Genomic DNA, 22,740 nt, shown 5'->3' with positions numbered 1-22,740 from the left:
TCTCTGGTCGTCGTGAACTTTTGAACTCAGGGGGTCCCCGGGGATGCCGGGGGTGTCAGCGCCGTGGCGGTGGCCAGCGGCAACCCGGCGGCACGCCAGCCGTCAACGCCGTCCGGGTACCAGGCGACATTGGTATAGCCATAACCGGCGGCGCGCTTGGTCGCATTCCAGCTCATCCAGCATTCGGGCAGACAATAGAACACCAGCGGGCGGTTCTTGTCGCCCCCGCTTAAAGTCGCAAGTTGTTGCTGAAACCAGTTTTCCAGGGCTGGGTTCAGCGCGCCCCGCCCCACGTCCGGCAGCCAGACGCTGCCGGGCAGGTCGTCATGGGGCAGGGGCATCCAGGGCGATCCCGGTGTCATGCCGGCCGGCCGCCGGGGGGAGGGCAGCACGTCCACCAGCACCACACGGGTCCCCTCCCGCGCCAGCAACTCCTGAAGGGCGGCGGTGGTCAGCACGCGGCCGCCGGACACCGTCGCCGGCACCGGCGCCCGATAATCATCCAGCCGATAGCCCAATGGCTCCGGCACGGCCGGGGCCGTCTGCGCCGACGCGGCGATGGCGGGCAGGATGGCCATCACGCTTGCCAGAACGGCCGCGGGCAGCACCTTCATGGCTTGGCGCCGGCGGCCCCCGGCAAGGACGCGGGGATGGGCTTGTTCTGCTCATCCAACAACGGGATGCCATAGTCCGCCAGCAGCTTGTCGACCTCCGCCCGATGGCGCTGCAGGGCTTGATCCACCGAGCGGCGCCATTCCGGCTCATTGGCGCGCACGCCCATGGCGATGCGGAAATCCAGCCGGTTGCCGTCCCCCTCGGGGTCCAGGAAGGCGGCCTTCAGCGGCAGCTTGTCCTGCTTGATGTAATAGCCGGCGATGGGACCCCACAGCAGGGCGACGTCGATCTTGCGGTCAGCCAGATCCTGCAGCATGGCGCGCGAGGGCGACTCGTACCGGGTGTCCACCGTCAGGGCATAGGAGGTGGTGTGCGCCATCAGGTTATGGCGCAGCAGCAGGTCCGTGGGCGGCGTCGCGGCCACCAGACCGAAGCGCTTGTCGGCCAAGCTGGGATCGCCGACCGAGGTAGCGGTGATGCCGGCGTCCGCCCGCGTCACGATCATATAGCCGCTATGGTAATAGGCGTTGGTGTTGTCCATCAGCGGGTCGCCGGCCACCGTGCCCATGACCAGGTCGCACTGGCGGGCGCGCAGGGTGTTGCGCACGAAGCCCATGACCTGGGGGAACCAGACATAGCTGACGGGCAGCTTCAGATCCTGGCCGATGATGGCGGCGATCTTGTTTTCGAACCCTTCGCCCTTCTGGTTGGAATAGGGCATGTCGTTGGGGTCGGCGCAGACGCGCAATTCGGTGCGGGACACCAGCTCGGCCGTTTGGGCCAGGGCTTGGGATGCGGGCAGGGCCAGCGGCAGTAACGCCGCCAGCGCCAGGCGGAAGGCCGTTTTCATGAGGATGCCGCCGTTGTTCTCAGTCCCCGATGCGTTGTGGCCGGCCGCGGCCGATGGCGCCGTCGGACCGGGCCTTCAGATAGCCGTAGATGTCGTCCAGGTAGTTTGCCACGTCCTCCGTCGTGCCGAAGGAGGGCATGACGTTGTTGTTGGCGGTATTCACGTTCTTCCGGCCGTTGATCACCGTCTCGGCGAAGGTATCGTAATCCATGTGCTTCAGGCTGTCGGTCAGATCCGGGGCGTAGGAACTGCCGGCCCCGTCAGGACCATGGCACCGCATGCAGGACTCGCCATAGCGGCGATAGCCGTTGTAGGTGCCGGGATCGACCTTGCCGCCTTCGACCTTATAGGGTTTGGCCTCGGCCGCCACCTTGGTGGCGGTGGGCGCGCTGCCATCGGCGGCGCCGGCGGCGACGCTGAAGGGCAGGGCCAGAAGGGTGACGGCAGCGGCCAGCGCCAAGCGTTTCGGCATCAGTCGGACCTCTTTTCGCGAAGTGGGGAGTCCAGGCATGTGTGCTCTAGCTCAAGGGGCAAAGAAGCCCCGCCTGAGGGATGATCCCCAGGCGGGGCTGAGAAGGAGAGAGGGGTTACGGTAGGGCGAAGACGGTGAGCACACCGCCCAGCTGGGTGTAGTTGGCCAACTGCTTGTAGGCGCCGACGGCGCCCAGGCCGTCCGTGTCGCCGCCCAAGCCGGCGGCCATGCCGATGCCGGCCCAGCCGCCGACACCGGACAGCACGGCGACGTACTGCTTGCCGCCGTGCTCATAGGTTGTGACGTTGCCGATGATCCCCGACGGCGTCTTGAACTTGTACAGCTCCTTGCCGGTCTTCATGTCCACGGCCTTCAGGTAGCCTTCCAGCGTGCCGTAGAAGGCGACGCCGCCGGCCGTGGTCAGGGCGCCCGACCAGACGGAGAAGGTTTCCTTGTTGGACCAGACGATCTTGCCGGTGCTGGCGTCCCAGGCGATGAAGTTGCCGAGGTTATTCTCGCCCTTGGGCGGGAACATGGACAGCGTGGCGCCGACATAGGGCTGGCCGGCGGTGTAGGACACCTTGAACGGCTCATAGTCCATGCAGACGTGGTTGGTCGGCACGTAGAACAGGCCGGTATCCGGCGAATACGAGGCCGGCTGCTGATCCTTGCTGCCCAGGGCCGCCGGGCAGACGCCCTTGGTGTTGTGGTCCTCGCCGTTCTTGTCGGTGCTGTACTGCGCCACGACTTCCGGCCGGCCGGTTTTCATGTCCACATGCGTGGCCCAGTTGACCGCCGGGTCGTACTTCTCCGCCACCAGCAGCTCGCCGGTCTCGCGGTTCATGGTGTAGGCGAAGCCGTTGCGGTCGAAGTGGACCAGCGCCTTGACGGGCGTGCCCTTCACCTTGATATCGGCCAGGATCATCTCGTTGACGCCGTCATAATCCCATTCGTCATGGGGCGTCATCTGGTAGACCCACTTGGCCATGCCCGTGTCGGCGTCGCGGGCGAAAATGGTCATGGACCATTTGTTGTCGCCGGGGCGCTGCTTGGGGTTCCAGGTCGAGGGGTTGCCCGAGCCGTAATAGATCAGGTTCAGCTGCGGGTCATAGCTGGTCCAGCCCCAGGTGGCGCCGCCGCCGGTCTTCCACTGGTCGCCTTGCCAGGTCGACAGGGAAGAGTTGGCGCCGATGGGCTTGCCCAGGCTGGTGGTCTTCTGCGGGTCGACCAGGATCTGGTCGTCGGGGCCGACGGAATAGGCCTTCCACGCGACGGAGCCGTCCTTCAGGTTGTAGGCCGTCATGCGGCCCTGCACGCCGAATTCGCCGCCGCTGATGCCGACCAGCACCTTGTCCTTCACGATGACGGGCGCGCCCGTCATGGTCTCACCCTTCTTGGGGTCGCCGTTGGCGACCTTCCACAGCTCCTTGCCGGTCTTGGCGTCCAGCGCCACGACATTGGCATCGGCCTGGTTCAGGATGATCTTGCCGTCACCATAGGCCACGCCGCGGTTCACGGTGTCGCAGCACATGACGGGAATGACGGTCGGGTCCTGCTTGGGCTCATACTTCCACAGGATGCGGCCGGCGTTGTTCAGGTCCAGCGCGTACACCACGTTGGGGAAGGGGGTGTGGACGTACATGACGTCGCCCACGACCAGCGGGCCGCCCTCATGGCCGCGCAGCACGCCGGTGGAGAAGGTCCACACCGGGCGCAATTCCTTAACGTTGGCGGTGGTGATCTGCTTCAAGGAGCTGTAGCGCTGATTGGCGTAGTCACCGGCTTGCATGACCCATTGCTTGGGGTCCTTGCTCGCCTTGGACAGTTCGTCGTTGGCCAGCGACGGATGGCTGGACAGCAAGCTGGCCGTCACGAGGGCGGTCCACGACAACAACACCTTCTTCCGCTGTTTCATCTCAATTCCCTCCCTGGGGATTGGCCGGTAGGTCCGGTCCGATTGGTGTCCGCCTGGCCGGCGGATGGGCGACGCGATTAGGCTGAACAGGGGCCACCAGCCCGCCGGCACGAGGCGGATATCCAGCCCGGCGACTGGGGACAAAACGCACAGGGACGCACACCGGGCGGATGCACGTCCAGCCGACCCCGTGGGCCGGCCGATGATGGCGGGGGCGTCAGACGTCCGCGCAGGCGTAGCAGTTGATTTCCATGCCGAGCGCGATCTCGGTGACGATGGGCTTCTTCCAACGCATGGGGTCTCTCCTTGAGAAGGTTAAGGATAGGTCCATTCGGACCGGTTTCCATCCCGCATGTTCCCATCCTGTCCTGGGCCGCCGGCCGCCACGGGCAATCCCGTCTCCATCCCTGCCGCCTACCCCTGCCGCCCAAGAGGCCGGCGTGCCGGCCTTCGTGGGATCAGTGTCGTTCGCGCCCGATGTCGCAAGGTAAAAGAAATACCGTCGAAACCAGGCGGCTGTCGGCCGAAAAGGGGGCGGTCGGGAATGCCAATAACCGGTCACGCCGCAGGCCCATGATCACGCGGGAACTTCGACTCTGCCAGTTCTTCGTCTTTGCTGGCCCGCCGGGGCTTTCCCGCCGGGCCGTTCCTCTCCGGGGCGCCGTTCCTTCCGGCCTTCCCTTTGGAACTTCAGAGGGAATGCGCCACCGTTCGGCTTGCTGCCCATCTTCAAGAAGCCCGTCCCGGGTGCCAATTGTACTTTGGTACAAGGGTAATTTGACACCCGTGCCGCACCCGCGCAGGGGGGTGTCGGCATTCGCTCTTCCAGTCTGATATTGATTGTATGTCAAAGGGTTGCATACAGCCGCCTGGCGGTGGTGGAGGCTCCGCCGATGGGACGCGGCCTAACCCTCCCAGGCACTAGCCGGGTTGATCGATATCGACTATCGTCAAGGTCGAGGAAACGCCGAATCATAATCGCCCGCAAACGAGGCGACGCATGCCGCAAATAATCATTGCCGACGATCATCCCATGGTGCGGGGCGCCCTGGCCCTGGCCGTGGAGTCCGCGTTTGACCAGCCTGAAATCCTGGAGTGCGCCCATCTGGCGGGTGTGATGCAGTTGCTGGAGTCCATCGGCGCCGCCGACCTCCTGCTGCTGGATCTGCGCATGCCCGGTGTGGACGGATTCGAGGGGCTGGTGCGCATCCGCAGTCAATTCCCCGCCACCCCCGTGGTGGTGATCTCCGCCCTGGAGGACCCACGCCTGGTACGCGAGGCCCTGGCCTTGGGCGCCATGGGTTTCATCCCCAAGTCCACCCCCCGGGCTGAGATCGTGGCCGCTCTGTCGCTGGTGGCCGCCGGGGGCACCTACCGTCCCGATGACCTGGCGCTGGCTGAGCCGGCACCCGACCCCAAGGGCCAGGCGGCGGACGATGATTTCCTGCAGCGGGTCCTGACGCTGACGCCGCAGCAGCGCCGCGTCCTGCAATTGCTGGGCACCGGTAAGCTCAACAAGGAAATCGCCTATGACCTGGATATCGCCGAAACCACGGTGAAGGCCCACGTCTCCAGCATCCTGCACAAGCTGCGCGTCTACAGCCGGACCCAGGCCGTGGTCATGGCCGGCCGTCTGCACCTGGACAGCTTCGCCGACGTGGCGGAAGGCTGATTCGGAACCTGCGGCGGCCCGGCGGATTTCAGAGGGCGGAACCGTTCCGCCTTCAGGGAGACATGTCATGGCCGACCAGCACGCCGAAGCCGATGCCTACGGCGGCATGGCGGGTGAACACGGCCGCTGGCCGGAGAATTTCATCCTGCACGGCCTCAGCTGGGTGCCAAACAACGCCCGCCTGCACGTCCTGATCTACCGGGGCATGGTGCCCCTGGGCGAGGGCGACCCGGCGGCGGTGTTCGAGGCGCTGTTCCAGCGCAACGGCTGGCCCGCGCGCTGGCGCGACGGCATCTACGACTATCACCACTATCACACGTCCGCGCATGAGGTGCTGGGCTTCGCCCGGGGGCAGGCGGAACTCATGCTGGGCGGGCCCCAGGGCCGCCGGGTGGCGGTGCGGGCCGGCGACGTCGCCGTGCTGCCCGCCGGCACCGGCCACTGCCGCGTTGCCGCCAGCGATGATTTCCTGGCAGTGGGCGGCTATCCGCCGGGCCAGGACTGGGATATCCGGCGCGAGGCGGCGACGCCAGAGGAGCTGGAGCGCATCGCCCACCTGCCCTTCCCACCGTCCGATCCCGTCACAGGGGCCAATGGGCCATTAACCCAGCTGTGGACGCCGACCCCCGGCTACCAGATGTAACTGTGGTTCGGTGTCAGAATGCCCAATGCCGGAACCAGCGAGGACGCAAGCCGGCGCATCTGCCCAGCTGTCAGTTGCACGGCGTGGAACAAGGCAAATTTTCCGGACCAGCGCTCAGCGGTGGAATTCTTACACCGCGGGTGGTTCTTGAATGCACGGATATCCCGATGTATCTTTCTTGGATATCCGGCGGCCCGTTGGGGAGATAATGGCAATGCCTCTCTACATCAAGGACGACGTTACCGCCGAACTGGTGGCGGAGTTGGCGGTCCTCCGGGGCATTTCCAAACAGGATGCGGTCAAGCTGGCGGTGCGGGCGGAACTTCAGCGCCTGGCAGAGGCTGTTCCCTTGCGGGATCGCCTAGCGGCTTTCCGTGCCCGCCATCCTTTACCGGCCCCAACCGGACTACCGGCCGACAAGGCATTCTTTGACGATCTTTCCGGAAACTTCTGAATGATCTTCGCGGATGCGTCGGCCCTTATTGCGCTCATTGCGGGGGAGGAGGATGCCGCCGTCTTAGCGGACCGGCTGGAAATGCACGCTGATCGTTTCTGTTCCGCCCTTGCGGTTTGGGAAACGGCGGCTGGCCTTTGCCGATCCTACAAAATTGAACCGGCAAGGGCACGCAGCCATGTGCTTGATTTCCTGAAGGAAGCGGGCTTCCGGTTTGTGGACCTGGGGGTGCGGGAGTGGGATATCGCCTATGATGCCTACGCCCGCTACGGCAAGGGCCGCCATCCGGCCGCATTGAACATGGGAGATTGCTTCGCCTATGCCTGTGCCAAAGCGCAGGGCGCGGCCCTTCTCTATAAGGGCGATGACTTCGCACTGACCGACCTGGCCTGACCGTTCCTCACCGGCCGGTCCCGATAATGCCCCAGCAGCCGGGGGCACAGCGCCTCCAGCCGCGCATCGACGGCTGGATCGCGCGGCTTGTCGCGCCAGCGGTCGGTCACGCCCGCGCCGCGGGTGTTGCCGAAGACCACGTCCATGGTTTCCTGCAACGCTGGTTCCACTTCCCACAGCGTCCGCAGCAGGTCGTTGTAGTCGCGGCGGAAGGTGTAGTGCGCTTCGTCCAGCGGCCAGCCCAGGGCGGCCAGGGCCGTGGACACCGACGGGTCGCGGGCGACGAAATCCTCATAATGGATGATCGCATCGAACAGCCGGTGCCGTTCGGCGAACAACTGGTCCAGGATCAGGAACTTCTCGTCCATCAGGCCGGAATGGTGGCGGTAGTTCGCGGTCGACAGGCTGGCGTAGTTGTCACGCGGGTCGCGCAGGAACAACACCACCTTGTCGGGGCGGAAGCGTTCCATATGGGTCGCCAGGGGATAGGCCGTGGTCACCACCACCTTGGCCACGAAGTCGGCCGTCGTGGTCACGCGCGGGGCAGCGAAATTGTTGGGGATGTCCGCAAGGGCGACGCAGCCGGGTCGCTCCGCCAGGGCGCGAGTGAAGGCGGTGGCGCCGCTCGACTGCATGCCATGGACCAGCAGGCGCATGTCACACCCCCTCGCTCAAGGGTTGGCGCAACCAGTCCTCGGTCAGCTCCGCGGTAACGAAGACGTAGCGGCGGGTATGCGGTGTGGGGTGGCGGGGGCTGACGCCGTGCAGGGCGTTCAGGCTCTGGGGAAAGATCACCAGCCGGTTGGCGGCGTAGGGCACGGTCAGGGTCTCCTCCACCGCCGTTTCCGGCAGCGCATAGTCCGCGATGCGCCCCGTCGGCCCGTTGCGCCAGCGGTACAGCACCAGGTCACCGCCCTGTGCATCGTCATCGGGTGCCCGCATGTAGAACAGGCAGGAGAAAAGGCGGTTCGGCGTGTCGAGATGGGGCCCGCGCGAGGAGGAGGCGCGGTCGCGTACGGGGGTGTTGATCTCCATGCGCGCGTCCTGGTGGATGCGATACGGCCCCGTCGAGGTCAGGCGCCGCAACCCGGTGCTGTGACTGGTCAGGCGCCCGTCCAGGGCCGTCAGCATGGCCGGGTCCCAGTGGCCGTCGAACAGGGCCGCGACCTCCGCCAGGAAGGCCGGACCGGCATGGTAGGCGGCGAAGTCCTTCCAGCAGGCCGGCAAATCCGGTGATTGTAGGATCATCTCGGCCGACAGCTCGAAGCGCCGGTTGTTGGGCACCTGGTCCGGGGCGCAGTCCCAGCCCATGCGGGCAAACCCGGGAAAGCTGGCGCTCAGCTCCTGGTAAAGGCCGTCTTCCATGGGCCGGTCGGCCACGATATGGGGGAAGGGGGCCGTGCGGACATCGGCGGGGCCAAGACCGGCCAGAAGGGAACGCATGCGCGGCCGGACCTTGTTCGGGCGTGAAAGCGACCGGTCAGGCATATCGTCGGTTGCGAAGGCGTGTCAACCGGGCGCGCAGGGGCCGGAAGCCGGCCTAACCCAGCATGCTGGACAGCAGCGCCCGCAGCTGCGCGGGATTCAGCGGCTTTTTCAGCATCCAGTACTGGTGCTGCTTCACTTGGGCCTCGACCTCCGGCGTGTGGTCGGCGGTGACGATGATGGCGGGTGGCGCCAGGCCGGTGCCGGCGGCGATGACCTGGCGCAGGTGGGTGACCTCATCCGGGCCGGTGTGGCCGTCGCCCAGGTGGAAGTCGGCGATCAGGGCGTCGGGCGGGCGGGGCAGGCGGCCCAGCACCTCCAGCGCTTCCTCTCCGGTGGACGCCACCGCCGCCTCGCAGCCCCAGGTGGACAGCAGCGCCTGCATGCCCATCAGCGCGCTGGGCTCGTCGTCCAGGACCAGGACCAAGGTTCCGTCCAGGGGGCGGGCGTTGCCGTCACCGGCGACACGGCGGGCGACGGCCGAGGCCGTCATGGTGCCCAAGGGCACGGCGACGGAGAAGATGGAGCCGCGGCCGACCATGGACCGGGTTTCCACCGTCAGGTCCAGCACCTTGGCGACGCGGCGCACGATGGCCAGGCCCAGGCCCATGCCCCGGCTGGTGGCGCGGGTGCGTCCCTCACCCTTGGTCGAATTCCCAATAGGGCCGCCCAGCATGGGTCCGCGATGCAACTGGTGGAATTCCTTGAAGATCTCGTCCAGCTGGTCGGCCGGAATGCCGGGACCGCTGTCCCACACCTCGATGCGCAAGGTGTCACCCCGGCGGCGGCAGCCCAGCAGCACCCCCCCCCGCTGGGTATAGCGCACGGCGTTGGACAGGAAATTCTGCACGATGCTGCGCAGCAGGCGGATATCGCTGCGCACCACCGCGCGCGACGGCACATAGCGCAGGGCCAGCCCTTGTTCCTGCGCCAACACCTGGTGCTCGGTGGACAGGGGCCCCAGCAGGCTGCCGATGGGGAAGTCCACGATTTCCGGCGACACCGCCCCGGCGTCCAGCTTCGAGATGTCCAGCAGGGCGTCCAGCAGACCCTCCACCGCGCTCAGCGACACGTCGATGTTGTCGATCAGCGACCTGTTCTTGCGCGTATGCTCCAGCTCTGCCAGGGCCGACACGAACAGCCTGGCGGAATTCAGGGGCTGCAGCAGGTCATGGCTGGCGGCGGCCAGGAACTTGGTCTTGGACAGGTTGGCCTGCTCCGCCTCCACCTTGGCGGACTGCAGGGCGCGCTCCACCTCCCGCCGCTCCGCGATCTCCTGCTGCAGCTGGCCGTTCAGGGCGGTCAGCGCCGCGGTGCGCTCGGTCACCCGCCGCTCCAGCGTCTCGTTCGCCTCCTTGATGGCGGCGTCGGCGCGGCGCCGCTCCGTGACGTCCTGCATCAGCGTGAATAGACCCAGGATCACCCGATCCTGGTCGGCATGGGGCAGCCCGATATGGGGCACGAAGGTGACATGGGCGTAGCGCGGCTCCGCCAGATTGTCCGGATCGCCGGTGGGCGTCAGCTCCACTTCGAACGACACGGTCTGGCCGGCCAGGGCCTGGCGGATGTAGGCGCGGCTGCGCTCGTAAAAGGCGGGGGCCAGCACGCTGCGCATGCGCCGGCCCAGAATGGCCGTTTCCGGCCGGCGCAGCCATTGCCGGTAGGGGGCGTTGACGAACTGGTAGCGCTCATCCGCGTCGCAATAGGCGATCAGGGCCGGCATGGCGTCGGTCACCAAGCGGATGCGCCGCTCGCTGTCGCGCAGCGCCTCCTCGTTGCGCTTGCGCTCGGTGATGTCGGTGAAGGTCAGGACGAAGCCGCCGTCAGGCATGGGGTTGCGCTCGATATCCAGCACCCGGCCGTTGAACCAGGTCTGTTCCAGCCGCAGCGGCAGCGGGTTGTTCTGGGGGTCCAGGAAACGCGGCTCGCTGATGCCATGGGCCAGCAGGCCGTCATTGAAGCGCTGGAAATCGGCGAAGACGGCGCCGCGCCGCACGCAACGGGGCGTCAGGTCCAGCAGGCGCACGAACTCGTTGTTCCAGGCGACCAGCGCCAGTTGGGCGTCGTACACCGCTACCCCCTGGAAAATGTTGTCCAGCGTGGCCTGCAGCAGGGTGCTCTTCTGCGCCAGCGCCGCCTTCCACTGCTGCGTTTCCCGCCGTTTCAGGGCGGTGATGTCGGTGTAGATGGCGACCACGCCGCCGTCATTGGTGCGCTTCTCGTTGATCTGCATCCAGCGGCCGTCGCTCAGCGCATGGACGGTGGGGCCTTGGCAATCAGCATGTTGGCGCAGGCGGCGGCGGACCCAGCCGTCGGGGTCGCGATAGGCGTCCATCACGCTTTTGCGCTGCACCGCCAGATGCACCATGTCGCTGAACGACATGCCGGGGTGGACGTCGCCCGCCATGCCGGGCCAGAAGCTCAGGTAATCCTGGTTGAACAGCACCAGCCGATCGTTGGCATCGAACAGGGCGAAGCCGCCGCTGACCGCCTCGATGGCGGTGAACAGGCGCAGGCGGGCCGTTTCCGCCTGTTCCCGCGCCTTGGCGGCTTCCTGGTAGGACCGCTCCAGATCAACCAGCGCCTCTTCCAGCGACCGGGTGCGCGACCGGACCTGGTCTTCCAGGCTGATGGCGGTCTGGAACAGGGAAAAGGCCGAGCCCTGGCCGTCCACATGGCGTTCCACCCGATCCATCAGCGACTGGTTGATGCGGGTCAGCTTCGCCACCTGCTGCTCCAGGTCGGCGATGCGGCGCGCCGCGTCCGCGTCGGCCGGCACTGGGGCTGCGTCCTGGTTGGCGGGCAGGGGCTTGGGAATGATCATGTCCCACCAATCGCGACGCCGGTGAAGGTCTGGTTCACGTGCATGGACATGTACTGCTCGCCATAGGTGCAGAAGCCGGTGACGCGATGGGCAACGAACAGATCCGACACGGCGGCCTTCAGGTTGCGCTGTTCCGTCTCCAGATTCCGCAGGACACAATCGAACCCGATGATGGCGTCCAAGGGCCCGATCTCCCGTTCCAGCCGGCGGAACAATTCATGGAGATTTTCCACGATATCGATGCCGCGCGCCACCGTCAGCACCAGGCCCTCGTCGATGGCGCAGTGGAAGGTCAGGCTGTTGTCCGGGTTCACCTTCTGAATGGCGCGGACGTGGTACTGGCCGCCCACCCGCACCACCACGGGGTGGGCGGCGAAAATCTTGGGCGTCAGCGGCTCGTTCGACAGGCCCACCAGGCGGGCATATTCCAGGGCCGCCGGCTCGGCGTTGATCTCGAACACCCGGCGGGTCTCCAGATCGGCGCCGGTCACCACCATCTTGTGTTCCGTCGGCACGAAATGCTCCGTCTTGAAGACGGAGAAGCGCCGGCGGGTGGTGACCAGCAGCAGGATGGCGGCATCGCTGACGCAGCGGCCCTCATGCAGCACGAATGTGGATTTGAAATCCAGCCCGTCGCCAGCCGACCCGCCGATCAGCGGCAGCCCCGCCAGCGCATTGCCGATGGCGCTGACCAGCTGTTCCTCGCGCGTTGACAGGCCATCGACCAGCAGCAGGCCGAAGCCGGGCCGCCCCTGGGCCTGGGCATGGCGCTGGGACACCAGTTGATGCGTCCGCTCGATGGTGTTGGCGATCTGGAATTGGCTCAACCCCTCGAACAGGGCGGAGTGGACCATGAAATCCGCCGCCGGAAAGCTGATGCCGGTAAGGCCGTTGCTGATGTAGCCGAAGGGCGTGATCTCCCCCGCCGTGGTACAGCCGAAGACGGGTGTGGAACCGAACGCCTCCTTCAGCGCCACCAGCATCTCCTCCCGGTCATAGGCGGGCGAGAAGAAAACCAGGATACCGGCCGCGTCGCCGCCGTTTCCGACCTGTTGACGCAGTTCCGCCACCGCCGCGTGGGCGTCCATTTTGTCGGACCCGCCGCGGCGCAAGGGCACGGTGGGTCCGCCATCGCCACGGGCGCGCGTCCGTGCTGGCGCCACGGGGAAGGGGGGTAGGGGCGGCAGGGAAGGGGCCGGGGGCACGGGGGCGGCACCGTTCATCCGCGGCGGAGTTTTGCCGGACCGCGCCGCGACCTTAGGTTTGGTTAGGGATGTGGCGCCGGGCCCGTCGATGGGGCGGGTCTTGGCACCGGGGGGCTGTCCGCTGTGGGAGTGGCCACTCTCGGATTGGCCGCTGTCGCCAGGCTTGGTTTTCATGGGTCCATCCGGGTGCGGTGCGGCGGCCGAAGGGCCGCATACGAACCGCCCCCATGATTTCATAGGCTTGTCCCAGCGTGCGCAACCGGCCGGCAACCCGCAACGGTTCTTTAGTTCTATTGCGCGGACAAGGCAAACGACTTCAAGTTTCAAATTAAGGTGGGGCCCAGAAAGACCCCGCCAAACAGCAGGGAAATGATCGGCGCGCGGAAACTTCCGCCGAATGGCGTTTTATTGCCATGGCCACCGGGCCGACGCCCTGCAAATAAAGCCGGGAGGAAACAAGAATGAAATCCAAGCGGATGGCATTGTTTCTGGGCGTGACCGCGATCAGCGGCCTGGCATGTCTGCCGGGATCCATGGCGAAAGCCGACACCACCGACGATCTTCTGGCCAAATTGTTGGCCAAAGGCATCCTGTCCCAGCAGGAATACGACCAACTGAAACAGCGCAAGGCGGTCGAGACGCCGCCACCCCCGCCGCCGGCCGCCGTGGCCAGCGCCAGCGCCGCGGCGGTGGCCGCGGCCCCGCCGCCCGATCCCTTCGCCGTGCGCATGACGGAAAAGGGCATCGGCGTGCATGTCGGCCCCGTTGACGTCACCCTGTCGGGGGAGATCAACGGCTATTATGTCCATGACAGTCCGGACAGCGTGGCGCCCAACCATGTGGTGGCGGGCGGCCTGGCGGCGGTGGGCAGCAGCGAGAACTCCTCCATCCGCAACGGTCTGCTGCCCGGCAACTTCGCCGTGGAGCTGAAGACCCAGCAGGAAGGCTTCGATATCGTCGCCCATTTCGGCCTGTACCCGGGCCTGAACAGCGTGTCGGGGGTCGGGGGGGCCAACTCCGCCGGCGCCGCGCATGCCCTGGCGACGTCGGGCATCGACTTCCGCCAGCAGTACCTGACGGTGGGCACGCCCAGCATGGGCACGGTCAAGGTGGGTCGCGACATCGGACTGTTCGGCCAGCAGGCGATCCTGAACGACTTCACCTTGTTCGGCGTGGGATCGACCGGCGGCAACGTGGCGCCGTCCAACACCTCGCTGGGGCGCATCGGCATCGGCTACGTCTACACCGACTTCATGCCCCAGATCACCTACACCACGCCCAAGTTCAGCGGCTTCACCGCTTCGGTCGGCATCTTCCAGCCGCTGGACGCCTTCAACTTCTCCGGCCAATCGGGCACCCTGTCCGCCCATGACGATCCGCAGATCCAGGCCGGTGTCAACTATGAGCTGCCGACCGACGCCAGCAGCTTGCTGAAGGCCCAGCTATGGGCCAACGTCGTCACCCAGGATTTGAAGAGCGTGTCGGCTGCCGAGGCGCTGCCCCAGGGACGTAGTGTGCGGGGCACCGGCTGGGACTTCGGCGCCAAGATTGACGTCGCGGATGCCGAGCTGGTGGCCTATGGCTACACCGGCGACGCGCTGGGGACCACCGGCCTGTTCTTTGACGGCGTCAGCGCCGCCGGCCAGGCGCGCAGTTCGGACGGCTACTACGTCCAGGGCAGCTACACCTTCTTCAAGAGGTTCACCCTATCCGGCAGCTATGGGCTGAGCCGCTTGGGCCTGGCCTCGGGCGAGGTCAACCCCTTGCTGGTGAAGACCAACGAGTCCTGGGCCGCCGGCTGCAAATATAAGCTGACCAGTTGGGTCAACCTGATCTGTGAGTATGCCCACACCACCGCCACGGCCCACGGCGGCAACAAGGCGCAAGAGGATACGATCGCCGCGGGTGCCATCGCGTTCTTCTAACAAGCCCGCGTTCGTCTGACAGCGCCGGCGCTCAATCGGCGGAACAGCCGAAGGCGCGCGAAGCTTAAAGCCTCAGGTGTCGCAACGCGCCTGTCTGCGCCCAAGGGATGAGGGAGCGCGTAGGTGCGGCATCGGCTGGTCCCTTGACGGAAAGGCAATTTAGAATTATTTTAAATACAGGAGCGGACATGTGGCCGCCCCTCAAAACCGGAGGAAATGTTATGAGCTGGAAGACTCCGAAGATCGTTGAAATCGCGCTGGGCATGGAAATCAACTGCTACGCTTGCGCGGAAGTGAAATAAGCAATTCAACGACTTGGGGCCGCCGCTGGTCTTCCGGGCGTTGGGTCCGGACGGCCGCGACGGCCCCCTGTGCTTTGGCTTGGCGCCTAAGGACCCATGCATATCCTTGTTCTCGGCGCGGCGGCCGGTGGCGGGTTTCCTCAATGGAACTCGCATGCCGAGGCCTGCCGGCGGGCCCGCGCCGGTGATCCGGCGGTACGGCCCCGCACCCAGGCCTCGCTGGCCGTCAGCCGCGATGGTCGGGATTGGTTTCTGCTGAATGCGTCACCCGACCTACGGCAGCAGATCGCCGCCAATCCAGCGCTCCACCCCAGCCACGGCCTGCGCTCTACCCCCATTGCGGGGGTAGTGCTGAGTGGCGGAGATGTGGACGTCATCGCCGGCTTGCTGAATTTGCGGGAACGCCAGCCTTTCACCCTCCACGGCACCGCCCGTACCCTGGGCATTCTGGACGCCAATCCGATCTTCGAAGTGCTGGCCCGTGATGTGGTGGCGCGACGCGCGCTGCCGTTGAACGAGCGCGTGCCCCTGACCGGGGCCGGCATTGGCGGCGCGGAAAGTGGGCTGTGGATCGAGCTGTTTCCCGTGCCCGGCAAGGTGCCGCTATACCTGGAGGGCCACGACGATCCACCCCCCATCGTGGAGGGGGAGGACACGGTGGGCGTGGCGTTGGATGACGGCGAACGCCGTTTCTTCTTCATCCCCGGCTGTGCCGCGATGACGGCGGCGCTGGCGGACCGCTTGCGCGGTGCCGAGTTGGTGTTCTTCGATGGAACACTTTATACCGATACCGAAATGATCGACGCCGGCCTTGGGAAAAAGACCGGCCTGCGCATGGGACACATGAGCGTGGACGCCACCCTCGCCGCCTTCGCCGGCCTGGATGTTCGCCGCCGTGTCTTTATCCACATCAACAATTCCAATCCCATCCTGATGGACGACAGCCCGCAGCGCCGGGTGGTGGACCAAGCGGGATGGGAGGTGGCCTACGACGGAATGGAAATCGCCTTATGACCGCTGAGCCGCAGGATCGCGTCCTATCGCCGGAAGAGTTGGAGGCGGCGTTGCGCGCCGTCGGGGCGGAGCGCTATCACAACCTGCACCCCTTCCATAAGCTGCTGCACAGCGGCGCGCTGAACCGGGGGCAGGTCCAGGCCTGGGCCCTGAACCGTTATTATTATCAAAGCCGTATCCCGGCCAAGGACGCGGTGCTGCTGTCCCGCCTGCCCACGCCGGATCTGCGCCGCCTTTGGCGCAGCCGGCTGGAGGACCACGACGGCTTCCCCGGGGCCGACACCCCCGCCAACGGCGGCATCGAGCGCTGGTTGCGCCTGGCCACCGGCGTGGGGCTGGACCGCGACTACGTCCAGTCCACCGTCGGCATCCTGCCGGCCACCCGCTTCGCCGTGGACGCCTATGTTTCCCTGGTGCGGGACCGCAGCGTGCTGGAAGCGGTGGCCTCCTCCCTCACCGAGATGTTTTCTCCCACCATCATCGCCGAGCGTGTGTCCGGCATGCTGGCCAATTACGACTTCATCACCCAGGAAACCCTGGCCTACTTCACCCCGCGCCTGACCCAGGCGCCGCGCGACGTGGATTTCGCCCTGGCCTATGTGAAGGAACATGCCCGCACGGCGGAGCAGCAGCGGGCCGCCATCGCCGCCCTGACGGAGAAGTGCAACATCCTGTGGGCGCAACTGGACGCCCTGCACTTCGCCTATGTCGAGCCCGGCTATATCCCGCCGGGCGCCTTCATGCCGGAAGGACGGCGGCGATGACCGATGCCGCGACCAGGGAAGCGGTGGGCGAGGCGTCGGTGCCGCGCTTTGCCCGGGGCGTGAAGTTCCGCTTCGATGACACCCGCAAAAGCTGGATGGTTTTGGCACCGGAACGACTCTTCCTGCCGGATGAGGCGGCCACCGAAATCCTGAAGCTGGTGGATGGCCAGCGCAGCCTGGGGGCCATCATCGACGACTTGGCCACCCGCTTCGACGTGCCGCGGGACGAGATGGCGGGCGACGTGGCTGGCATGCTGCGCGATCTGGCCGAGAAAGGCGTGGTCCTGCTATGAGCCCCGCTTCCTCTCCTACGGCCGGGCCTGGGGCCGTGTCGCCCCCGGTGGAGGCGCCGATGGGCCTGCTGATGGAGCTGACCCACCGCTGCCCGCTGCGCTGCCCCTATTGCTCCAACCCCGTGGAGCTGCAGCGGGCGGGGGAGGAGATGGACACCGCCACGTGGAAGCGTGTGCTGGGTGAGGCCGCCGCCCTGGGTATCCTGCAGGTGCACTTCTCGGGCGGGGAGCCCACGGCCCGCAAGGATCTGCCCGACCTGGTGCGTCATGCCGCCAGCCTGGGCCTCTACACCAACCTCATCACCTCCGGCGTGTTGCTGGACGGGGCGTCGCTGGCCGTGCTGGCCGACGCCGGCCTGGACCATGTGCAGTTGAGCTTTCAGGACGTGGAGGTGGAGAGTGCTGAGCGGATCGGTGGCATGCCGGGCGCCCAGGCGCGCAAGCTGGCGCTGGCCGGGCTGGTGACGGCGGCCGGCCTGCCCCTGACCTTGAACTTCGTCGTCCACCGCCAGAACCTGGACCGCCTGCCGCAGATGATAGACCTGGGGCTGGAGCTGGGGGCGGGCCGCATCGAGGTCGCCCATGTCCAGTATTACGGCTGGAGCTTGATGAACCGTGACGCCCTGCTGCCCAGCCGGGCGCAGCTGGACGCGGCCACGGCGACGGTGGAGGCGGCGCGGGCGCGGCTGAAGGGCCGCATGGTCATCGACTATGTGCCGCCGGACTATTACGCCGCCCGCCCCAAGGCCTGCATGGGTGGCTGGGCCCGGCGGTTCATGAACATCTCCCCCGCCGGCCTCGCCTTGCCCTGCCATGCGGCGGAAACGCTGCCCGGCTTCGATTGGCCCTCGGTCGCCACTGGCTCGCTGGCCGCGGCCTGGTACGACAGCGAGGCTTTCAACCGCTATCGCGGCACCGCCTGGATGCCGGAACCCTGCCAGGGGTGCGAGCGGCGGGAGGTGGACTGGGGCGGCTGCCGCTGCCAAGCCTTCGCCCTGACCGGCGATGCCGGCCGCACCGATCCCGCCTGCGCCCTGTCGCCCGACCACGGCGTCATGCTGGCGGCGGTGCGGGCGCGTGGTGAGGCGCCGGCGAAGTTCATCTATCGCCAATATGGGCCACTGCCGGCTCCCGTGGGGGAGGCATGGCCCGCCGAATCCTGATCCGGGCCGGATTTCTCTTCTGCGTGGCGGCCGGTTTGGCGCTGCCGGCGCCTCTGTGGGCGAGGGATGCCCCTCTCATTCAAGTGGCGCCCGGCGTCTACGTGCGTCCCGGCGTGGTGCAGGACGCCACCGCCGCCAATGACGATGCCATCGCCAACATCGGCTTCATCGTCGGCCATGACGCCGTGGCCGTCATCGATCCGGGTGGCAGTGCCGGGGATGGCGCCCGGTTGCGGGCGCAGATCAAGGCCAAGACAGGCCTGCCCATCCGTTATCTGATCTACACCCACGTCCACCCCGACCATGTGCTGGGCGCCGCGGCGTTCGCGCTGGACCATCCGGTGGTGGTCGCCCATACCCGCTTCGCCGCCGCCTGGGGGGAGCGGGGGGGCTACTACCGCCAGGGCCTGGCCCGCATCCTGGGTGGTGACCCGGTCCAGGCTGGCGACGCGCTGGCGCCCACTCAAGCTGTGGACACCAGCGCCGACATCGACCTAGGCGGCCGTGTGCTGCATGTGACGGCCTATGGCGCCGCCCATACCGACAGCGACCTGACGGTGTATGATGGGCAGACGCGCACCCTGTGGGCCGGCGATCTGCTGTTCCAGGAGCGCATCCCGGCGCTGGACGGCAGCCTGACCGGCTGGCTGACGGTGTTGGGCCAGCTGAAGGCCCTGCCGGCGGTGCGCGTCGTGCCAGGCCACGGCCCCGCCCAGCTGCCCTGGCCGGCCGGCGCGGCGGATGAGGAACGTTACCTCACCACGCTGGCCCGCGATGTCCGGGCCTTGCTGAAAAACGGCGGGGACATTGATGCCGCCGCCACCACGGTGGCGCGGTCGGAACGGGGCCGCTGGAAACTGTTCGACGCCTATAACGGCCGCAACGCCGTCACCGCCTTCAAGCAGTTGGAGTGGGAGGATCCGTCATGAAGTCCCGCCTGTTCGCGTTGGTCCTGCTGTCAATCCTGGCCGCCCCGCTTCTCGCCCGGGCAGAGGACCCGGCGGCCGACGCCGCCCGATGGCAGGATCTGCGCCAGACCCTGTTCAACGCCCACACCCTGACCCCCGCCAAGGGGCAGATCGCGCTGGAGGCGCCGGACCGGGCCATGGACGCGGCCCTGGTGCCGGTGACTGTGACCCTGGATCCCAAGTTGCCGCTGAAGGCCCTCTACTTGGTGGTGGATAACAACCCGGCACCCTTGGTCGGCACTTTTCATTTCGGGCCCGCTGCCGTACCGGCGCAGGTGAAGACCCGCATCCGGGTGGATGCCTATACCCATATGCATGCCGTGGCGGAAACGACGGACGGGCATTGGTTCGTGACGGAGCGCTATATCAAGGCCGCTGGCGGCTGCTCCGCCCCGGCCACCAAGGACGCCGCCCTGGCCATGGAGCGCCTGGGCCAGATGCGGCTGAAAACTGTGACCGAGGGCCCGGCCGGCCTGCCCAAGGGGGCGGTCACCGCCCAGCTGCTGATCAGCCATCCCAATTACAACGGCATGCAGATGGACCAGGTGACCCGCAACTACACGCCCGCGCGCTTCATCCGCGACATCACGGTCAAAAGCGGTGACGCCTTGGTTTTCCAGCTGGAGGCCGACATTTCCTTGAGCGAGGATCCGGCCATCACCTTCAGCTATAACCCCCAGGGTCCCCTGTCAGCGACCGTGCGCGACAGCACCGACGCCACCTTCAGCCACACCTTCCAGGGCGATGACAAGGGGTGAGGGTGAGCTTGGGGCCGTAATCCGGTTACGCTAAATTGGCGTGGTCAGGAGATGCCATGGCCACCAAGCCCAAACGGGATGCCACAGCCGCCGACCGTGTTCGGCGTTACCGTCGATCCACCCTCACGCCTCGTGGCATCGCCCGGGTGGAAGTGTAAGCGCCTGCGGCCGCAGGTTCGCACCGATATGAACCCCACGCCGGCGGGTCGGCGGTATGGCACCCCGGCGGCTGCGGATCAGGTGTTCGCCTTCCTGCGATCCGAATTCGCGGCCCTTTGATCCCTCACGCCTGTACCCACCGGCTCATCCGGGGAAAGGGGGGTAGGCTGTTGTCATCCATCAGGGCGAAGACGCCGGTGAAGCCGGTCATGCCCACGCGCGCCAGCCCGGCCAGTCCGTGGTGGGTGCCGGCCTCCAGCCACCGCTGCATGGGATGCGGGCCTTCATACGCGTCGACGTGGTAGGAACCGGGGAAGAAGATGCATTCCAGCGGCACGCCCAGATGCAGGGCTGCGGCGTAGGACCAGGCCTGGGCCATCAGTTCGCCCTGCTGCAGGGGCACGGACAGCAGGGGATCGGCCGGCAGGCCGGGTCCGGCCTCGGCGGCGATGGCGGCGCGCATGTCGGCCTCCAGATCCCGTCCCAACTGGGCGTGCAGGCGGCGGGGCAGGATGGCCATATGCCCGGCCTCGTGCAGCAGGTCGCCGGGGCCCACCAGCGTCTCAGGATCCACATGGAGGATGCCGGCCGCGATGTTGACGCCGGGGAGGAAGCCGCCTTGCGCCCCCGCGCCGTACGTCACCGTGAAGCCGATGTCGCGCAGGAAGCCGACGATGGGGTCCAGCGCCTCCGGATGGTATTTCACCGTCTATTTTCCCCCGCAATGGTCGGCCGGATTGTGGCGCGGGCCGGGGGGCGGCGCAAGACGGATGGGGCGCCGGCCCTCACGTGCAGCGCAGGTTGACCTCGGCCTGGGCGCGGCGCAGCTTTTCCACCTCGTCCTTGGCGATCGGAGTGTCGCGGAACATGGCCCCCCGGTCGCCCAGGCCGCCCTGTTGCATGCGCAGGATCGTGTCCGCCTTCTCATAATCGTCGTAGGGCATCATGTCGGCGATGGTGTCGATGCCACAGGCGCATTTGCCCAGCAGCTCGTGTTTGAAGCCGTTGGACGCCAGGCAGCCGATGACATAGTCGGCGCGCACGGCGGTGGGATAGTCGTAACGGGGATGATGCTCCCCCTTGGCCTTGGGTTCCGCGGCACCAGCCGATGCCGGCGCCATTCCCAGCCCCAGCAGGGCCGTCATCGCCAGCAGGGACCGCGTTACGCGCATCATGGACTCCTCCCGATCTTATTATCGGGAAAGCCTAGCGCAGGGACCCGTCCGCGACCATGACCGATTGGTAGTACGAGGCGGGGGCGGCGGCTTTCACAGCCGCTTGATGCTCAACAGGTCCAGGACCAGGCGGTCCCGCCATGCATTGTCCGCCCGGATGTCCCGCGCCCGTCGGCAGGCGGCGACGGCTAGGTCCCGGCCGCTGTCGGGGGTGACATGGCGTATGGTTTCGGGGCAGAGGCTGCGCAGTTCCTCCACCACCTCGGGCGGGGGCGGTGGGGCGCTGGCCAGGAAGGCCTCCGGCCCGCGGAATTGATCCCGGCGGAATAGGTCGATCATGTAGTCGCACCCCATCTGCGGCCGGACGGACTGGTGGGGAACGCGGCTGATCATGGGGAACAGGGGGGCGAGGTCAGGGATCACCAAGTTGGGGTAGATCTCCCCGCCCCAATACGTGCCGGCAATCTCGATGAAATGGGCGATGTCCCGTATGGGCACCAGCCCGCACTCCCGTACCGGCAGGATTTCAACCTTGGGCTTGGTGATGACGACCGTGTCGTTGGCCACGTCGGCGTACAGGCTGCCGATCTGGAAGGCGTTCTGGAAATAGGTGCCGCGCAGCGCGCCCCAGATGGTGCGAATGCGGCCGCCCTGGCGAAGGAAGGAGGCGAGGGCGTGCTCCACCGGATGGGCAGGCTCGCGCAAGCGCCGGCCCAGGATGGCCATGGCCGCCCGCGTGATCTCCTCACAGCGGCCCAGGGGATACGGCTTGACCGGGCTGACCGGCTGCAGCGCGGGCTGCAGCTCCGCGTCCACCAGCGCGCGGATGTCGGCCAGATAGGCCATCAGCTGCGGCAGGATGGGCAGCACCATCCGCGAGGTCAGCCTTTCCATCTCCGGCGTTGGCGGTTCGATCTCCTGCGGCAGCAGTCCGTCCATCACTCGGCGTCACCCGGCCCGCCGCATCAGCGCCGACCAGTCATTGAGGGAGATGAGGTGGGCATAGGCTGCGGCCAGCCAACCCTGGTCACGCCAATGCGCCAACGTTTCCACCGGCAGCCGGTTCAGTTTTTCCTCATCGATGACGCGGAAGCCGGACAGGCTGGGCGTCTCGCCGGAGGGCAAGGTGATGTCCGCCCGCCGCTCGGTCAGCAGGTCACCGTCAAGCAGGGCCGTGACGAAGCCCGTGGTCAGCGCGTGGGATGCCTGGTACTGGCGCGCGAAGTCCAGGGCCTGAAGCGTCAGGTCGGTGGGCGCGCCGTTCACGAAGAAAGGGTTTTCCGTTCCCGCCACCACGGCGTCCGCCGCCTCGTCCACGCACAAGGTCAGTTGGTCCGCCTCCGTGTCCTCCAGGAAGATGAAGGGATAGCGGCGGACGTAGGCCGGGATGTAGGCGTCCTCATCCCAGCGGCCATCGGCGTGCACGAACAGATTCTGTCCTTCACGCAGGCCCAGCAGGGCGATGGGGGCCGCGGCTTCGCCGGCGAACAGGATGGGGATGGACCGGCAGGCGGCGGCGAACTCGCCCATCACCAGGGGAACCGCGTGCGCCCCGGCGGCGAACCCGTAATGGGTTGGAACGCGCAATGACATGGCCTCGTCCACGGCGGCCTGCATCAGTCGCGGCTGCTTGTAGAAAAGGGGAAGCGTGGGGCGGTTGGTCATGGTGTGAGGCTTCTCAAAGGGGCGGG

Annotated in this window: 25 protein-coding genes; 12 read left to right on the top strand and 13 right to left on the bottom strand. The window is 66.9% G+C overall.

Features of this window, described 5'->3' with window-relative positions:
- Positions 1-26: 26 nt before the first annotated feature.
- The 5 genes from P5F91_RS20775 to pqqA (P5F91_RS20755) form a co-directional block, all read right to left on the bottom strand.
- On the bottom strand, positions 27-614 hold the full coding sequence (locus P5F91_RS20775) for a PQQ-dependent catabolism-associated CXXCW motif protein (protein WP_145612112.1): 588 nt from the start codon (positions 612-614) through the stop codon (positions 27-29).
- Entirely contained in the window at positions 611-1,465 is an 855-nt protein-coding gene (locus P5F91_RS20770) for a substrate-binding domain-containing protein (protein ID WP_145612111.1), read from the bottom strand. The genes P5F91_RS20775 and P5F91_RS20770 overlap by 4 nt, the downstream gene beginning before the upstream one ends.
- Positions 1,466-1,484: 19 nt before the next feature.
- On the bottom strand, positions 1,485-1,937 hold the full coding sequence (locus P5F91_RS20765) for a c-type cytochrome (RefSeq protein WP_145612110.1): 453 nt from the start codon (positions 1,935-1,937) through the stop codon (positions 1,485-1,487).
- A 115-nt stretch (positions 1,938-2,052) separates the two neighbouring features.
- A complete protein-coding gene (xoxF5, locus tag P5F91_RS20760; RefSeq protein WP_145612109.1) occupies positions 2,053-3,852 on the bottom strand; it encodes a lanthanide-dependent methanol dehydrogenase XoxF5 in 1,800 nt (599 codons plus the stop codon).
- Between the two features lie 217 nt (positions 3,853-4,069).
- Positions 4,070-4,183 carry a pyrroloquinoline quinone precursor peptide PqqA gene (pqqA, locus tag P5F91_RS20755; RefSeq protein ID WP_211107001.1) on the bottom strand — a complete coding sequence of 38 codons (114 nt, stop codon included), beginning with the start codon at positions 4,181-4,183 and terminating at the stop codon, positions 4,070-4,072.
- A gap of 669 nt (positions 4,184-4,852) precedes the next feature.
- Between pqqA (P5F91_RS20755) and P5F91_RS20750 the strand changes: the two genes are divergently transcribed.
- The 4 genes from P5F91_RS20750 (at position 4,853) to P5F91_RS20735 (ending at position 7,014) form a co-directional block, all read left to right on the top strand.
- Positions 4,853-5,524 (top strand): response regulator transcription factor, encoded by a 672-nt coding sequence (locus P5F91_RS20750; protein WP_145612108.1) that lies wholly within the window; start codon positions 4,853-4,855, stop codon positions 5,522-5,524.
- A 67-nt stretch (positions 5,525-5,591) separates the two neighbouring features.
- Entirely contained in the window at positions 5,592-6,167 is a 576-nt protein-coding gene (locus tag P5F91_RS20745; RefSeq protein ID WP_145612107.1) for a cupin domain-containing protein, read from the top strand.
- Positions 6,168-6,381: 214 nt separating this feature from the next.
- A complete protein-coding gene (locus tag P5F91_RS20740) occupies positions 6,382-6,621 on the top strand; it encodes a type II toxin-antitoxin system VapB family antitoxin (protein WP_145612106.1) in 240 nt (79 codons plus the stop codon).
- The gene (locus tag P5F91_RS20735) at positions 6,622-7,014 is read left to right on the top strand and encodes a type II toxin-antitoxin system VapC family toxin (RefSeq protein ID WP_145612105.1); all 393 of its coding nucleotides are present in this window, start codon (positions 6,622-6,624) and stop codon (positions 7,012-7,014) included.
- On the opposite strand, the gene P5F91_RS20730 is transcribed toward P5F91_RS20735, so the two are convergent.
- The 4 genes from P5F91_RS20730 to nosP all read right to left on the bottom strand — a co-directional run bounded on the left by P5F91_RS20730 (position 6,975) and on the right by nosP (position 12,546).
- Positions 6,975-7,670 (bottom strand): hypothetical protein, encoded by a 696-nt coding sequence (locus tag P5F91_RS20730; protein WP_277908150.1) that lies wholly within the window; start codon positions 7,668-7,670, stop codon positions 6,975-6,977. The two genes, P5F91_RS20735 and P5F91_RS20730, sit on opposite strands and share 40 nt — an antisense overlap.
- Position 7,671: 1 nt before the next feature.
- Entirely contained in the window at positions 7,672-8,457 is a 786-nt protein-coding gene (locus P5F91_RS20725) for a 2OG-Fe(II) oxygenase (RefSeq protein WP_277908149.1), read from the bottom strand.
- 97 nt (positions 8,458-8,554) lie between these two features.
- Positions 8,555-11,323 (bottom strand): hybrid sensor histidine kinase/response regulator, encoded by a 2,769-nt coding sequence (locus tag P5F91_RS20720; protein WP_145612102.1) that lies wholly within the window; start codon positions 11,321-11,323, stop codon positions 8,555-8,557.
- Complete coding sequence (gene nosP, locus P5F91_RS20715; RefSeq protein ID WP_145612172.1) at positions 11,320-12,546, bottom strand: nitric oxide-sensing protein NosP; 1,227 nt, start codon at positions 12,544-12,546, stop codon at positions 11,320-11,322. The genes P5F91_RS20720 and nosP overlap by 4 nt, the downstream gene beginning before the upstream one ends.
- A gap of 443 nt (positions 12,547-12,989) precedes the next feature.
- On the opposite strand from nosP, the gene P5F91_RS20710 reads away from it, so the two are divergent.
- The 8 genes from P5F91_RS20710 to P5F91_RS20680 all read left to right on the top strand — a co-directional run bounded on the left by P5F91_RS20710 (position 12,990) and on the right by P5F91_RS20680 (position 19,715).
- Entirely contained in the window at positions 12,990-14,453 is a 1,464-nt protein-coding gene (locus P5F91_RS20710) for a porin (RefSeq protein ID WP_211107000.1), read from the top strand.
- 107 nt (positions 14,454-14,560) lie between these two features.
- Positions 14,561-14,755 carry a pyrroloquinoline quinone precursor peptide PqqA gene (gene pqqA, locus P5F91_RS29910; protein ID WP_422394482.1) on the top strand — a complete coding sequence of 65 codons (195 nt, stop codon included), beginning with the start codon at positions 14,561-14,563 and terminating at the stop codon, positions 14,753-14,755.
- 96 nt (positions 14,756-14,851) lie between these two features.
- Complete coding sequence (gene pqqB / locus P5F91_RS20705) at positions 14,852-15,769, top strand: pyrroloquinoline quinone biosynthesis protein PqqB (RefSeq protein ID WP_277908148.1); 918 nt, start codon at positions 14,852-14,854, stop codon at positions 15,767-15,769.
- Positions 15,766-16,533, top strand: coding sequence for a pyrroloquinoline-quinone synthase PqqC (pqqC, locus tag P5F91_RS20700; RefSeq protein ID WP_145612100.1), 768 nt, complete (start codon positions 15,766-15,768; stop codon positions 16,531-16,533). Before pqqB ends, pqqC begins: the two co-directional genes overlap by 4 nt.
- Positions 16,530-16,826 carry a pyrroloquinoline quinone biosynthesis peptide chaperone PqqD gene (gene pqqD / locus P5F91_RS20695; protein ID WP_145612099.1) on the top strand — a complete coding sequence of 99 codons (297 nt, stop codon included), beginning with the start codon at positions 16,530-16,532 and terminating at the stop codon, positions 16,824-16,826. The genes pqqC and pqqD overlap by 4 nt, the downstream gene beginning before the upstream one ends.
- The gene (gene pqqE, locus P5F91_RS20690) at positions 16,823-17,989 is read left to right on the top strand and encodes a pyrroloquinoline quinone biosynthesis protein PqqE (RefSeq protein ID WP_145612098.1); all 1,167 of its coding nucleotides are present in this window, start codon (positions 16,823-16,825) and stop codon (positions 17,987-17,989) included. The genes pqqD and pqqE overlap by 4 nt, the downstream gene beginning before the upstream one ends.
- On the top strand, positions 17,971-18,918 hold the full coding sequence (locus tag P5F91_RS20685) for a quinoprotein relay system zinc metallohydrolase 2 (protein ID WP_145612097.1): 948 nt from the start codon (positions 17,971-17,973) through the stop codon (positions 18,916-18,918). The genes pqqE and P5F91_RS20685 overlap by 19 nt, the downstream gene beginning before the upstream one ends.
- A complete protein-coding gene (locus P5F91_RS20680) occupies positions 18,915-19,715 on the top strand; it encodes a quinoprotein dehydrogenase-associated SoxYZ-like carrier (RefSeq protein WP_145612096.1) in 801 nt (266 codons plus the stop codon). The genes P5F91_RS20685 and P5F91_RS20680 overlap by 4 nt, the downstream gene beginning before the upstream one ends.
- A gap of 283 nt (positions 19,716-19,998) precedes the next feature.
- On the opposite strand, the gene P5F91_RS20675 is transcribed toward P5F91_RS20680, so the two are convergent.
- The 4 genes from P5F91_RS20675 to P5F91_RS20660 form a co-directional block, all read right to left on the bottom strand.
- Positions 19,999-20,580 carry a hypothetical protein gene (locus tag P5F91_RS20675; protein WP_145612095.1) on the bottom strand — a complete coding sequence of 194 codons (582 nt, stop codon included), beginning with the start codon at positions 20,578-20,580 and terminating at the stop codon, positions 19,999-20,001.
- Between the two features lie 79 nt (positions 20,581-20,659).
- The gene (locus tag P5F91_RS20670) at positions 20,660-21,049 is read right to left on the bottom strand and encodes a hypothetical protein (RefSeq protein ID WP_186454838.1); all 390 of its coding nucleotides are present in this window, start codon (positions 21,047-21,049) and stop codon (positions 20,660-20,662) included.
- A 93-nt stretch (positions 21,050-21,142) separates the two neighbouring features.
- Positions 21,143-21,988, bottom strand: a complete 846-nt coding sequence (locus tag P5F91_RS20665) for a hypothetical protein (protein WP_277908147.1) — start codon at positions 21,986-21,988, stop codon at positions 21,143-21,145.
- Positions 21,989-21,997: 9 nt separating this feature from the next.
- Positions 21,998-22,714: a SapC family protein gene (locus P5F91_RS20660; protein ID WP_277908146.1), complete on the bottom strand. Its 717-nt coding sequence runs from the start codon at positions 22,712-22,714 to the stop codon at positions 21,998-22,000.
- Positions 22,715-22,740 lie beyond the last annotated feature (26 nt).

The sequence above is a fragment of the Nitrospirillum amazonense genome, from assembly GCF_029594735.1.
Lineage (GTDB): Bacteria > Pseudomonadota > Alphaproteobacteria > Azospirillales > Azospirillaceae > Nitrospirillum > Nitrospirillum amazonense.
The sequence above is the reverse complement of the archived record's forward strand: the minus strand, read 5'-3'. Positions and strand labels throughout refer to the sequence as shown.